The sequence below is a fragment of the bacterium endosymbiont of Bathymodiolus sp. 5 South genome (assembly GCF_900128535.1).
In the GTDB taxonomy this organism is placed as follows: domain Bacteria; phylum Pseudomonadota; class Gammaproteobacteria; order PS1; family Pseudothioglobaceae; genus Thiodubiliella.
Window position 1 is genome coordinate 1 of record NZ_FQTR01000052.1, and the last position, 12,804, is coordinate 12,804.

The following is a 12,804-nucleotide window of genomic DNA, read 5'->3' on the forward strand; positions in this document are numbered from 1 at the left end:
TGTCCTTTTTTAATAAAATGAAGGTTCTTTAAAATTCTTTAAGTTCTTTAAGTTCTTTAGGATGATATTTTTTAAGTAAAAACAACAATTTATGAATATAACTATGTGGTTTTTAGTTTGAACTATGTGGTTTTTAGTTTGAACTATGTGGTTTTTAGTTTGAACTATGTGGTTTTTAGTTTGAACTATGTGGTTTTTAGTTTTGCTATGCGTTAGGCTAGATATGCCGTATGTAACTAGAGTTTTTAAATGGCTAACTATCACACTTTTCAACCTAACTATCACACTTTTGGATTTTGCTCTGGTAGAGGGATGTTTGGTCGCGCTATTCATAGCGTTCCTATCTCTAAAATTAACTCTGAGATTGCAATTGCACTATTTTGTGCTTTTGATTGTTGTTTTTTAGTGCCATTCATGAATTTAGTAACAGGTATCTGTTGACTAGTGGCTTCTTTAAAGGTAACTGCCTGCGGTATTTGCGTATTAAGCATTGTGTAAAATTTATCTTTAGTAGGATTATTAAGATATTCAATAAACTGTTTAGCATCTTTTGTTCTATCTACTTTATAAATAACACCAAATAGACTTGGGACATTAATGCCCATATTCTTATAACTTTGAAGGTCTGAGAGCATTGATAGCGTACCACGCTCAAGTTCTTTAATTACCGCCATTTCAGGCGGCATTGGCGAAATTAAAATATCTGCCGCTAAAACGGCAGCATCTTGCAAATTACCTTTAGCACCTTGAGTGTCTATGAGAATGTAATCGTATTCTTCAACAAGTTTATTAATTGCAATTTTTAATCTGAAACGACCATCACCTTTGCTGGCAAGCCACGACTGTAATTGATTGCTGTGGTCGTTTGAATAAATTAAATCGCCATATTGTGTTTTACTAATATAGCTGTTTACATTTTGAGGATCGGTCAAAATTTCAGTCAAGCCACCTTGGGCTTGTTCTAAAATTTTGTAGTAGGAAGATAGACTAGGCTGAGGATCAGCATCTATCATTAGAACTTTCTTACCCATAGCGGACAAACATCCGCCTAGGTTGGCTGTAAGTGTCGTTTTTCCGACACCGCCTTTAGTTGATATTATCGATATAACCTTCATAAACAATCCTCATTATTTTCAGAGTAATGTTTATGTTTATTAGTATACGACTAACTATCTAACTAAATAATATGGTGGGGCGTGAGCGATTTGAACGCTCGACCAGCGGATTAAAAGTCCGATGCTCTACCAACTGAGCTAACGCCCCATAAAAAAGTGAAATTATACATTAATGCAAATTCCAAATTAATTTTTATTAACAACTTCTTTAAGTGATTTTCCTGGCTTAAAAAATGGCATAAATTTTTCACCAACCTGTGTTCTTTCTTTGGTTCTTGGATTGATGCCTAAGCGTGCTTTTTTATGCTTTCTATAAAAACTGCCAAAACCTCGAATCTCTACCCCTTCACCAGAAACAACACCTTTTGTTAATGCTGTTAGAATAGTATCTACACATACCTTTGCCTCTACTTTAGATAACGTAGAAGTCTCTGATAATTCAAAAATAAGGTCTGTTTTTTTCATTAGTCCAAATTAAATAATATCTACAGGAATAAAACTCAAAAATCTGCTTTTTAATCTTTAGCTTGCTTTAATAAATCACCTAAAGTTGCGCCTTCTACTGCATCTGAAGATTGTTTATTGTAGTCTTCCATTGCTGCTTTTTCTTCAGCTGAATCTTTTGCTTTGACACTGACTGTAATATTACGAAATTTTCTGTCAATATTAACAATGGCTACTTCAATTTCATCAGCAACTTTAAAAATAGTGCTTACATCATCAACACGCTCTGTTGAGATTTCACCCGCTTTTAAATAACCAGTAATACCTTCTGCCAATGTAATAACTGCGCCTCTTGAGTCCACTTCAGCAACCACACCTTTAACGATAGCGCCTTTCTTGTTTAGCGAAGCGTAAGACATAAAGTCATCTTCATCTAATTGTTTGATACCTAAAGAGATACGCTCTTTCTCAGCGTCAATATTTAGGATAATAACATCAAATTCTTGTCCTTTGGCGTAGTTAGAAACCAATTCATCTGCAGGCAGTTTTTCCCAAGAAATATCTGCCAAGTGAATTAAGCCATCAATACCGCCTGGAAGTCCAACAAATAGACCAAAATCTGTAATTGACTTAACATTAACACCAATCTTATCACCCTTGTTGTGTGTTGCTTCAAATGCTTCCCAAGGATTTTCTTGTGCTTGCTTCATTGATAATGAAATACGATGCTTAGATTCTTGAACATCCAACACAACCACATCAACTTCTTGACCCAGTTTGACAAATTTAGATGGGCGAGCATTGGCATTTGTCCAATCCATTTCTGAGACATGCACCAAACCTTCAACACCCTCTTCAATGCGTACAAATGCACCATAATCTGTCAAGTTAGAAACTGTACCTGAGACCTTCTTGCCTAATGGTAGGCGATCAGAGATATTATCCCAAGGGCTTGCTGTTAATTGCTTAAGTCCTAGTGATACACGCATCTTCTCTTTATCGCAATTAAGCACCTTAACTTTAATTTTGTCACCAATGCTCAACTTCTCAGATGGGTGATTAACACGCTGCCATGAGATATCAGTAATATGTAATAAACCGTCAATACCACCAAGATCAACAAATGCACCGTAATCTGCAAGGTTCTTAACCACGCCTTCAATCTCCACACCCTCTTCAAGTGTCTCAAGTAAGGCTTCTCTATCTGCAGAATTGGCTTCTTGCATCACTGCTTTTCTAGAAATAACAATATTATTTCTAACTTCGTCCATCTTAATAACAATCGCTTCAACTTCTTGACCAATTAGATACGCAAAATCTTTAACTGGATGCGTATCAACCAATGAACCTGGTAGGAATGCTTTAACAACACCAATATCAACTGTCAAACCGCCTTTAACAGAACCAGTAACAATACCAGTGACTGTTTCTTTAGCGTTCATTGCAGCCTCAAGTGACTGCCACAATTTAATTCGCTTGGCTTTCTCACGAGATAATAGAGTATGACCCAAACCATCATCAATAGACTCCAAAGCAACTTCTACAACATCGCCTTCTTGAATTTCTAACTCACCTTTGGCGTCTTTAAATTGGTCTAGGGGTATAAATGCTTCTGATTTTAGTCCAACGCTGATAACCGCTTTTTCACGATTGATGCTGACTACAGTACCCATCAATAAGGCGCCTACTTTGGTGTTTTGTTGTTCTACACTATTTTCAAATAGTTCTGCAAATGATTCTGACATATTGTTTTTTTTGATATTGACCGCCAAATAATCCAACAACGGTGTAAAGTTGGAGTTTGTCGGGTTAGTTTATTTATAAAATCTGACCGCTCAGATTTTAACCTATTGTTTTACTAATTTGCTCACCTGAGCAATCACCTCATCAATTGATAACTCAGTGGTATCAATAATAAAAGCACCTTTGGCAGGCTTTAGTGGCGAGTTTTTGCGAGAAGAATCTCGCTCATCTCTTGCCACCACATCTGCCAAGATTTTCGAGATTATACCCGTAGTGCCTTGTGCTTGCAATTGTTTTAAGCGTCTTTGTGCGCGCTCTTCGCTACTTGCGGTTAAAAATACCTTGAACGGCGCCTCAACAAACACCACTGTACCCATGTCACGCCCGTCTGCAACTAGCCCTGGTGTGTTTTGTGCAAAGTCTTGTTGGCGCTTTAATAATGCACCACGCACCACACCGATAGCGGCAATTTTAGATGCCATCTCGCCTGTTTGCTCGGTGCGTAAGGTTTTAGACACCTCTCTACCATCCAAAAACACACTCACCAACTCACTACCCTCTTCGGTCTTAAATGTTAAATCAAGGGTTTGTGCAATTGCTTCTAAAGCATCTACGTCGCCAATATCTACCCCTCTAGCATCAACTGCCAAAGCAAAAGCACGATAAATCGCACCAGAATCTAATAAGCTCCAGCCCAATTTTTGTGCCATCACTCGTGCAACTGTGCCTTTACCGACGCCACTTGGGCCGTCAATTGTTAAGATGTTATGACGCATTATTTTTCCTCATCCTTGACACCTTTAAACTCTGACACTCGAATTTTGCCGTTAATCATTTTTGATTTGCGCTGATTGATTTTTTCCATCTTTTGCCAAAATGCTTCGTTTAAATCAAATTTTCCGCTAATCGCTGTACCCATCAATAAAATCAACAAATCTGCTGATTCTTCCGCTAAATCAGCCCTAGATTTTCCCTTAGTGACGCAAGCCGATATTTCACCTAACTCTTCTGCCATTAACGCCACTCGATAAGCCAAATCTTCACCGCCATTGTTTTTAAAATCGTGTTTGTCATGAAAAGCTTGTATTGTGGCAAGCATTGATTGATAGGAATCTTGATTCATTGTTTTTTACAAGGCAGATGTTTAAAAATATAGTAAAAAGATGATGCTTAAGATTCGAGTTTCATGTGTGGGAACAACAACACATCTCGAATAGAAGGCGAGTCGGTAAATAACATCACTAAACGGTCAATGCCGATACCCTCACCTGCCGTTGGTGGCATCCCATACTCCAGTGCGCGAATATAATCACTGTCATAGTGCATCGCCTCATCATCGCCTGCATCTTTCTCTAGCACTTGCTTTTTAAAACGCTCAGCTTGGTCTTCAGCATCATTTAACTCAGAAAAACCGTTGGCAATTTCACGACCACCAATGAACAATTCAAATCTATCCGTAATAAAGGGGTTGTTATCATTGCGACGCGCTAAGGGCGATACTTCCGTTGGGTACTCGGTGATAAAAGTTGGTTGTATGAGCTTTTCTTCTACCGTGGCTTCAAAAATCTCAATTTGGATTTTGCCCAAACCCCAACTTTCTTTAACTTTAATGCCTAATTTTGTGGCAGTGGTGCTAGCGCTTTCTGCATTTAAATCCTCTGCGCAAAGGTTTGGATTGTACTGCAAAATTGAATCAAACACACTCATGCGCTCAAAGGCTTTAGAGAAATCAAATTCATCACCTTGATATTGAATGGTAGCACTGCCACAAACATCAGTGGCGATACCTTTAAATAGCTTTTCGGTTAAATCCATTAAATCATGATAAGTGGCATATGCCTGATAAAACTCAATCATTGTAAATTCTGGATTATGGCGTGTGGACAAGCCTTCATTTCTAAAATTACGATTGATTTCAAACACTCTATCCATACCGCCGACAATCAATCGTTTAAGATAGAGTTCGGGGGCAATACGCAAGAACATTTGCATATCTAGCGTATTGTGATGCGTCTCAAACGGTTTGGCAGTTGCACCGCCTGGGATGCTTTGCAACATCGGTGTTTCCACTTCCATAAAATCATTTTTATCAAAGAAATGGCGGATATAGCTAACAATTTGACTGCGACGCTTAAAGACATCGCGTGAGTCTTGATTCATAATTAAATCAACATATCGTTGACGATAACGCATCTCTTGGTCGCTTAAACCGTGAAACTTTTCAGGCAAGGGGCGTAGAGATTTAGTTAGTAATTTTATTTCGCTGACACGCACTGACAACTCGCCAACTTTGGTTTTAAACAATGTGCCTTTGACCCCAACAATATCGCCAATATCCCATTTTTTAAACTGTTCATTATAAAAGCCTTCAGGCAATTCATCACGGGTAACAAACAGCTGAATCTGAGCACTGCTATCTTGAATGTGTGCAAAACTTGCCTTGCCCATCACGCGTTTAAGCATGATGCGCCCTGCTATTGAAACTTCGAGAGTTTTCTCATCTAGCTCCTCTTTAGAAACAGAGCCATAAGACGCTGAAATATCTTTGGCAAGATCCTGCGGCTGAAAGTCATTCACAAACGGATTGCCTGACTCTCTCAAGGTGGCTAATTTTGACCTTCTTTCTGTTATTAACTTATTATCTTCATTCATTTTTTTATTCTTAAATTTATTATAATTTTATGACAAGGCGAACATTTTACAAGTAAATGACAACAAAAACCTTAACAGTGTGGCAATAATATTCGCAAAATATCATAGCGAGTTTGGTATAGATTATGATTTTTCAAAAGTTCTATTAAGCTTTGCATATCGTCTATTGGGTGCTTTTTAGGGTTGTTAAATACGCTAAGAGTTTGCATGGCATCTGATTCGGTAGAGAGCTCGTGATTAGATAAAAATTCTATCTGAGCATCAGTAGCAGTAGTGGGGCCTTGAGCGCAAAAATTAAAGCCAGATGTAGACTCTAAACTGTTAAAAATAGTTTTGAAATAGTACAGGGCACGAGGCAGGTGAAACTTAGAAGTGATAATCTCAATATTTTTAATGGTGCTGAGTTTACTATCTTGACGCAGCATTATTTTTGAAAATAAAGCATTAGCAATAGTATCCATAGACAAGGTTTCTAAAATAAATTCGTTTTTAATGCCTGCTTTTTTGAGCTGGGCGTGCATGTAATCACCCTCTGTCATATCAATATTAAAACCGCCGCCACTTAACAAAATAGGGGCGCTAGGATGTTGATTGGCAATTTGGACGGCATAAGAGATACGCTTATCAAGACTGGGACGATCACAACCTAAAACAACAATTAAGTCTGGATGCTGGCTAACAGATTTGTCACCAATGATAGAATTAGACTTAAAATAATGGATGTAAAAATTTAGGATGATTTCTTTTTGCTGGTTAAGATGTATCAGAATTTTTTTAATCAGCACCTGCATAGTCTCGTCATTAGACTGGGCAAAAATTTTTGAAAATTGTTTGACTTGAGTAATGTCGTTATTAATTGCGACCAATGCAATGTCTAATGTATCGTTATCTAAGAGTTTTTGGCATTTTTCAGGCGTATAAATAATGTCGTTAAATGAGGACAAATAGGTAATTAGCGTGTTGTTTTCTTGAATATTCATATTTTTTTAATGTGTTTTTCGTTGTGCCTCTTGGTTTTCTAAATCTTGCTGTGCTAATATTTTTGCTTTGTCTAAATCTCGCTGCGCTTGGTCTGATTTTCCCAAGCGCTTAAGCAAAGTACCACGATTATAATAGGCTTGATAAAAATTTGTGTCTAATTCAATGGCTGTTGACAAATCTTTATACGCTAAACCCTCTTTTCCTAACTTCAAAAACGCATTACCACGATTATAAACAGCAGCGATATAGTCTTTATCCAGTTCAATGGCTTTAGAGTATGCCTCAATCGCCTCAGTGGTTTTTTCCAGTCTATCGTAACAATTACCTAGGTTATTAAATGCACCACAATCTTGACTATTGAGCGTTAAAGCACTTTCAAAGTGTGTGATTGCCATCTCAAAATTCCCTTCTTTCTGTGCCATATGAGCCAAACAAAAATGCGCCTCACTGCTATTCGGATTAGCCTTGATAGCATTTGAAATACTCTCAATCGCCAAATCATCATTGCCTTGTAGTTGGTGTAAATGCCCCAAACTTAGATGTGCATTGGCACTCAAATTTTTATCCGCAGCCTGATGGTTAATCAATGTATTCCATGCTTGAATTGCTAAGGATATCTCGTCATTTTTTTGGTGTGTATAGGCTGCCACCATTAAATCACTGAGCTCAGTTTCACTACTCATGAGAGTGTTATAAGTAGTTTTCTGTTATTTTCATCAGCGCGATGTTCATACAAAAACAAGCCTTGATATTGACCCAGTGCTAATTTATTAGCAACCACAGGGATGGTTTTTGATTCACCTGTTAGGATGCTGCGAATATGCCCTGACATATCAAAATCGCCTTCATTGTTATGACGATAGTTTGGGTTAGCATCTGCGATGCTGATTTGAAAATAATCTTCAACATCTAAGAGTAAATTCGCATCTTCATTACCCGTAATTATGAGGGATGCCGAGGTGTGTGTGACAAATATATGGCACAACTGTGCATCGCTTTGCTCAGCAACTATCTCATTGACTTGTTGAGTGATTTCAATCGCACCACGACCATTAGTAGTAACGATTAGAGTTTTCATTTAAGTAAATTCTTAGCCTTAGTGGTATCCATTTTAATCGGTTCTTTTTTGGTGTTAAAAGTGCGAACAAGAAAGAATACAGCAAACAACAAAAAGATAAACGGTGCAAACCATAACAAATAAGTGCGCTTATTCATCGGTGGCTTAAAGACGACAAAATCGCCATATCTATCGGTCATAAATCTACGAATATCATCATCGGTTTTTTGCTTTAAAATTAAATCTTTAACTTTTTTTCTTAAATCTTTGGCTAATCCTGCATTTGAACCACCGATACTTTGTCCTTGGCATACAGGGCAACGAATTTCATTAATTAAGTTGTGGTAGCGTTGTTCTTGTTTTGGCGTGGAAAAACTGGTGACATCAATACTCTCATCAGCATAGATGGGATTAATAAGTGTCAACAGTAGTAAAAATTGAATAAAATAACGCACAATAAAATAACACACAATAAATTGAATAATTTTAACCTATGCCGCTGATTACACTTGACAATCTTTCCCTTAGTTTTTCTGAAAAACCCATCTTAAATGAAGTTAGTGCAACCATCTTAAAAGGTGACAAAATTGCACTCATTGGTCGCAATGGCGAGGGAAAATCAACCTTTATGCGTGTTTTAGCAGGTGAAATTGAGGCGGACGAGGGTAGATTAAAGATTAAAAATGGCATTAAAATCAGCTATCTAGAGCAAACACCCCCACAAGATAATAATAAAAATTTATTTGATATTGTTGCCGAAGGTTTGGGTGATATTGGGTTGATACTTAGTCAGTACCAATATTTAATGGACAATGGGGAATTAGACCAAGCTACTCAATTACAAGAAAAAATTGACCAATTAGATGCTTGGCAGTATCTACACAAAATTGAAACCATTTTGCAACGCTTCACCTTAAGCCCAGAGGCAATTTTATCCACTTTATCAGGCGGTTGGCGCAGGCGTGTAATGTTAGCAAAGGCCTTAATACAAGAACCAAATGTCTTACTACTAGATGAGCCGACCAACCATATGGACATCACTGCTATTCTTGATTTGGAGAGAATGCTCAGAGATTTTCATGGCACTTTAGTGCTTATTAGTCACGACCGCTCTTTTGTCGCTGGCATTGTCAATAAAGTATTTGACCTTGACCGTGGTAATTTGAGTATCTTTGAATGTGGCTACAAGGACTATGTCAAACGCAAAGAGAACCTACTCAACTCAGAGGAATTAGCCAATAAAAGATTTGACAAAAAACTCGCACAAGAAGAAGTCTGGATTCGCCAAGGTATCAAGGCAAGAAGAACACGCAATGAAGGCAGAGTACGCTCCTTACAAGAAATGCGCTCATCCTTTATTAATCGTCGTCAAAAGCAAGGAAAAGTCAAAATACACTCAGTAGCAGAAGACGAAAAACGCGCCTCAAAACTGGTCTTTGAAGTCAAGAAAATATCTTATAAGATCAATGACTTAGAACTAATCAAAGAATTTTCTATGCTGATTTTAAAAGGTGAAAAAATCGGCATTATTGGTGGTAACGGCACAGGTAAATCTACTTTTATTAAGCTATTACTTGACGAATTAGAGCCTGACAGTGGCACTATCCGTCGCTCTAAAACCATTAAGTTGGCCTACTTTGACCAAATGCGTGAAAATCTTGATCTAAATATGAAAGCCATGGATTTTGTCTCAGGTGGTCGAGAACGGATTGATATTGGTGGCAAAAGCAAGCATATTATTGGTTATTTGCGCCAATTCTTATTCACTGGCAAGCAAGCAATGGCACCCATTAGAATGTTTTCTGGTGGTGAAAAAAATCGCCTAATGCTAGCTAGAATCCTCTCTCAACCTGCTAATTTATTAGTACTTGACGAACCGACCAATGACCTTGATGTAGAGACTTTAGAACTCTTAGAAGAGATGTTAGTGGATTACACAGGCACACTGATTTTAATTTCTCACGATAGAACTTTTCTCAACAATGTTGTTGGTTCCACCGTTGTTATGGAGGGCAATGGTATTATTGAACAATATGCAGGTGGCTATGATGATTATTTATTGCAAAAACAAGACGCCCTAAACAAAACAGGAAAGACAAAAACCAAACAAAGCAAGAAAGCCGATGACACACCAAAGAAAAAACTAACTTACAAACAACAACAAGAGCTTGACAAACTGCCCCAGAAAATCGAAAAAGTAGAAATTGAAATCGCAGAAATACAACTAAAACTCTCTGACCCTGAGTTTTTTCAGCAAGACGAATCACAAGATGCACTTATCCGCCTCTCTCGCTTGGAAGCCGACTTAGAGCGCTATTATGACAAATGGAGCGCACTAGAATAATCAACGAATGAATAAAAATATCCCCTTAATTGTTGATTTAGACCATACGCTGATTGATACTGATTTGTTGGTTGAGTCCTCTATTGCCACGCTTAAAAAAAGCCCGTGGTTAGTAGCGCTGTATCCATTTTGGTTGCTACAAGGCAAAGGTTACCTCAAAGCACAACTCATCAAGCATTGTGATATTGACATCAGCACCCTACCCTACAACCAAACTACCATTAACTATATTAATAAGCGCAAAAAAGCAGGCACGCAAGTTATCCTTGCCACCGCCTCTCATGAGTTTTACGCACGCAAAGTAGCCAAACATATGGATTTATTTGATGATGTCATGGCAAGCAACAAACACTTTAACCTGTCTTCACACAACAAAGCATACAAACTCGTTGAACGCTTTGGCGAGCAAGGCTTTGACTATATCGGTGACCATATGCGTGATTTGCCCGTATGGCAAGCGTCAAACTTAGCAATCTTAGTTAATGTATCAACTAAAGTTATTCGTAAAACACAGCATTTGAATACACTGATTTTATCTAAAAAAAATAATTTTTAAAAATCAATAATCAACCTCCATACATTCAGCGTGATTGGTTCTAATGCAGTGCCAATTGATAGAAAATCAATCAACCCTCTTTATGTTTATAATTTCCTGGTGTATTTTCTAAAGGCCTGAATAATTTGATAAATCAAAAGTCCTTCAAACACTTTAAATATCACATTTATTAAATTAGGGAGAAATCCAATAACCCAATCGAATTTGTGAATTGGGTTTAAAAATTGGATAATATATTGCCAATGATCTGAATTTAGAATTGGCATATCTAAACTCCATAACAACAACAGGTAAAATAATAGCGTCAATACAAGCAGTATTAATAATGGCTTCCACCAATTTAAACCAAAGTCATTCGTCCAATTATTAAACCATAAAGTAATTCTATCTGATAACGAATAATCATTTTTATTGCTTTTAACTAAATCTTTATAATTTTTCATTTCTCTAGCATAAAACTCAATAGCTTGCGGATAGTCGCTATTTGCTTGAGTTACATTTTTTAGAGTTCGGTAGGTATCTTGTTGTTTTTCCAGCCTGTTTTTATCACTAGTAATTTCTCCAACTTCCACAAGGTTTTTCCAAATAATATTAGTGTATTTTAGGTTGTGAAAAATATTATCAAACAATTTAACTGCATCAAAAGATAATAGGTTAACGCCTTGAAAATCAGCATCGCCAATTGAAGTGTTCTCTATTTGAAATGATTGTCCTTTTTCATTCTCAAGAATATTGGTTTTATAAAGTTTAAATTTGCCAATATTTCTAAAATTACTCAATCTAAATCTTTTAAATCGACAATCGCCAATATTGAGTTCAGCATTTTGTGGCAATCTTAAATTTTGCAACACAAAATTTTTAATGTTTAAAAATCCAAAACGCAGATAAGCGCCATCTTCAGCGGTGCAATCAATAATTTGCAAAGATTCTAATTTAACTTTGTTTCTCTGTTGCTCTATGTAGTCCCCCTCTGCTTCAATGCTTCTAATCTTAAATTTTTTTCTAAATTGACAACCATTTAATTCAATACTTAAATCTTGACTGTTACTGTCTAAGAATAATTCTTGAGGGTTATCAAAAATACAGTTATTAAACTTTAACTTATCATGAAAAATGCTTTGTCTTTTGCTATCACTAACAATAAAAATATTACTCTTTATTAGGGCATCATCAAAAATCACCTCTTTTTGAAAAGTACATGTATAAATCTCTAAAGAAGGAGTGATATTTTTTTCATGAGTTGAAACTTGTTCTTCAAAATTACAATTGAGATAAATTTCCCTATCAAGCCCTATAATATTGTAGTCTGTATAAAAAACACATCCGTAAAATTCAACAGAATTAGCAGGAAAGTCTTCTTTACTCCAAAGGGTGTAAAAATGACAATCATCAAACAATACCTTTCTTGTAAAAAAATGAACATACCCATAATTACCATCAATATCATCGGTTTCATCCCTAGGATCTATATAAGGAAAATGCACACCTTTAAAAACAAGCGTTACTGTTTTTGAAATTTTTCTTTCTTTATTTTCTATATATTTTTTTAATTCTGCATAAAAACCCCTTCCTAGTAGATGATAGGATTCGCCATGTCTATTTTTGTCTCTTGGTTTTTCACAATGCAATACACATTTATTCTGAGATAACTCGGTAAAAACTTCTCTATTGCAATCATCAACCGAGCAAATTTTATTTTGATTGTCCATAAATTTAAAAAATTCCTGTATTAATTTTATTATCCGTTATAGTCTATAAAAATAAAACGAGACTTTTGCATAACTCATAATTCTCCACCCTAATTTCAATTTTTAGATTTTTTTCAAAAATATTTTCAAAACTATCTGTATTTTTTCATAAAGTCCAAAAAAAACCTTATTTTCCCCGCTGTTTTATTGCTTTATTTCCCTAT

The 12,804-nt window shown here is 36.4% G+C and carries 13 protein-coding genes and 1 tRNA gene; 2 read left to right on the plus strand and 12 right to left on the minus strand.

The window, feature by feature from the left end; translation table 11 throughout:
• Positions 1–329: 329 nt before the first annotated feature.
• From BBROOKSOX_RS06180 to BBROOKSOX_RS06230, 11 genes are all read right to left on the minus strand, one after another.
• Positions 330–1,115, minus strand: a complete 786-nt coding sequence (locus tag BBROOKSOX_RS06180) for a ParA family protein (protein WP_139660358.1) — start codon at positions 1,113–1,115, stop codon at positions 330–332.
• Between the two features lie 72 nt (positions 1,116–1,187).
• Positions 1,188–1,263, minus strand: a tRNA-Lys gene (locus tag BBROOKSOX_RS06185).
• Between the two features lie 38 nt (positions 1,264–1,301).
• Positions 1,302–1,580, minus strand: coding sequence for an HU family DNA-binding protein (locus tag BBROOKSOX_RS06190; protein WP_139660359.1), 279 nt, complete (start codon positions 1,578–1,580; stop codon positions 1,302–1,304).
• 50 nt (positions 1,581–1,630) lie between these two features.
• The gene (rpsA, locus tag BBROOKSOX_RS06195) at positions 1,631–3,304 is read right to left on the minus strand and encodes a 30S ribosomal protein S1 (protein ID WP_139660360.1); all 1,674 of its coding nucleotides are present in this window, start codon (positions 3,302–3,304) and stop codon (positions 1,631–1,633) included.
• 102 nt (positions 3,305–3,406) lie between these two features.
• Entirely contained in the window at positions 3,407–4,078 is a 672-nt protein-coding gene (cmk, locus tag BBROOKSOX_RS06200; protein WP_139660361.1) for a (d)CMP kinase, read from the minus strand.
• The gene (locus tag BBROOKSOX_RS06205) at positions 4,078–4,425 is read right to left on the minus strand and encodes a nucleoside triphosphate pyrophosphohydrolase family protein (protein ID WP_139660362.1); all 348 of its coding nucleotides are present in this window, start codon (positions 4,423–4,425) and stop codon (positions 4,078–4,080) included. The genes cmk and BBROOKSOX_RS06205 overlap by 1 nt, the downstream gene beginning before the upstream one ends.
• Positions 4,426–4,472: 47 nt before the next feature.
• Entirely contained in the window at positions 4,473–5,954 is a 1,482-nt protein-coding gene (gene lysS, locus BBROOKSOX_RS06210; protein WP_139660363.1) for a lysine--tRNA ligase, read from the minus strand.
• Between the two features lie 71 nt (positions 5,955–6,025).
• Positions 6,026–6,934, minus strand: coding sequence for a YdcF family protein (locus BBROOKSOX_RS06215; RefSeq protein ID WP_139660364.1), 909 nt, complete (start codon positions 6,932–6,934; stop codon positions 6,026–6,028).
• 6 nt (positions 6,935–6,940) lie between these two features.
• A complete protein-coding gene (locus BBROOKSOX_RS06220) occupies positions 6,941–7,618 on the minus strand; it encodes a tetratricopeptide repeat protein (RefSeq protein WP_139660365.1) in 678 nt (225 codons plus the stop codon).
• Positions 7,615–8,013 carry a secondary thiamine-phosphate synthase enzyme YjbQ gene (locus tag BBROOKSOX_RS06225; protein WP_139660366.1) on the minus strand — a complete coding sequence of 133 codons (399 nt, stop codon included), beginning with the start codon at positions 8,011–8,013 and terminating at the stop codon, positions 7,615–7,617. The genes BBROOKSOX_RS06220 and BBROOKSOX_RS06225 overlap by 4 nt, the downstream gene beginning before the upstream one ends.
• Positions 8,010–8,462: a cytochrome c-type biogenesis protein gene (locus BBROOKSOX_RS06230; RefSeq protein WP_257607788.1), complete on the minus strand. Its 453-nt coding sequence runs from the start codon at positions 8,460–8,462 to the stop codon at positions 8,010–8,012. The genes BBROOKSOX_RS06225 and BBROOKSOX_RS06230 overlap by 4 nt, the downstream gene beginning before the upstream one ends.
• A gap of 23 nt (positions 8,463–8,485) precedes the next feature.
• Between BBROOKSOX_RS06230 and abc-f the strand changes: the two genes are divergently transcribed.
• Positions 8,486–10,336, plus strand: a complete 1,851-nt coding sequence (gene abc-f, locus BBROOKSOX_RS06235) for a ribosomal protection-like ABC-F family protein (protein ID WP_139660367.1) — start codon at positions 8,486–8,488, stop codon at positions 10,334–10,336.
• Between the two features lie 7 nt (positions 10,337–10,343).
• Positions 10,344–10,892 (plus strand): haloacid dehalogenase-like hydrolase, encoded by a 549-nt coding sequence (locus BBROOKSOX_RS06240; RefSeq protein WP_139660368.1) that lies wholly within the window; start codon positions 10,344–10,346, stop codon positions 10,890–10,892.
• 86 nt (positions 10,893–10,978) lie between these two features.
• Here BBROOKSOX_RS06240 and BBROOKSOX_RS06245 read toward each other — a convergent pair whose 3' ends face one another.
• A complete protein-coding gene (locus tag BBROOKSOX_RS06245; RefSeq protein WP_139660369.1) occupies positions 10,979–12,601 on the minus strand; it encodes a hypothetical protein in 1,623 nt (540 codons plus the stop codon).
• Between the last annotated feature and the right edge of the window lie 203 nt (positions 12,602–12,804).

Bases quoted from the DNA above. Each gene is read 5' to 3' on its own strand.
- BBROOKSOX_RS06190 (WP_139660359.1), bottom strand. From the start codon at position 1,580: ATGAAAAAAACAGACCTTATTTTTGAATTATCAGAGACTTCTACGTTA.
- lysS (WP_139660363.1), bottom strand. From the start codon at position 5,954: ATGAATGAAGATAATAAGTTAATAACAGAAAGAAGGTCAAAATTAGCC.
- BBROOKSOX_RS06205 (WP_139660362.1), bottom strand. From the start codon at position 4,425: ATGAATCAAGATTCCTATCAATCAATGCTTGCCACAATACAAGCTTTT.
- rpsA (WP_139660360.1), bottom strand. From the start codon at position 3,304: ATGTCAGAATCATTTGCAGAACTATTTGAAAATAGTGTAGAACAACAA.
- cmk (WP_139660361.1), bottom strand. From the start codon at position 4,078: ATGCGTCATAACATCTTAACAATTGACGGCCCAAGTGGCGTCGGTAAA.
- BBROOKSOX_RS06180 (WP_139660358.1), bottom strand. From the start codon at position 1,115: ATGAAGGTTATATCGATAATATCAACTAAAGGCGGTGTCGGAAAAACG.
- BBROOKSOX_RS06225 (WP_139660366.1), bottom strand. From the start codon at position 8,013: ATGAAAACTCTAATCGTTACTACTAATGGTCGTGGTGCGATTGAAATC.
- BBROOKSOX_RS06220 (WP_139660365.1), bottom strand. From the start codon at position 7,618: ATGAGTAGTGAAACTGAGCTCAGTGATTTAATGGTGGCAGCCTATACA.
- abc-f (WP_139660367.1), top strand. From the start codon at position 8,486: ATGCCGCTGATTACACTTGACAATCTTTCCCTTAGTTTTTCTGAAAAA.
- BBROOKSOX_RS06240 (WP_139660368.1), top strand. From the start codon at position 10,344: ATGAATAAAAATATCCCCTTAATTGTTGATTTAGACCATACGCTGATT.
- BBROOKSOX_RS06215 (WP_139660364.1), bottom strand. From the start codon at position 6,934: ATGAATATTCAAGAAAACAACACGCTAATTACCTATTTGTCCTCATTT.
- BBROOKSOX_RS06245 (WP_139660369.1), bottom strand. From the start codon at position 12,601: ATGGACAATCAAAATAAAATTTGCTCGGTTGATGATTGCAATAGAGAA.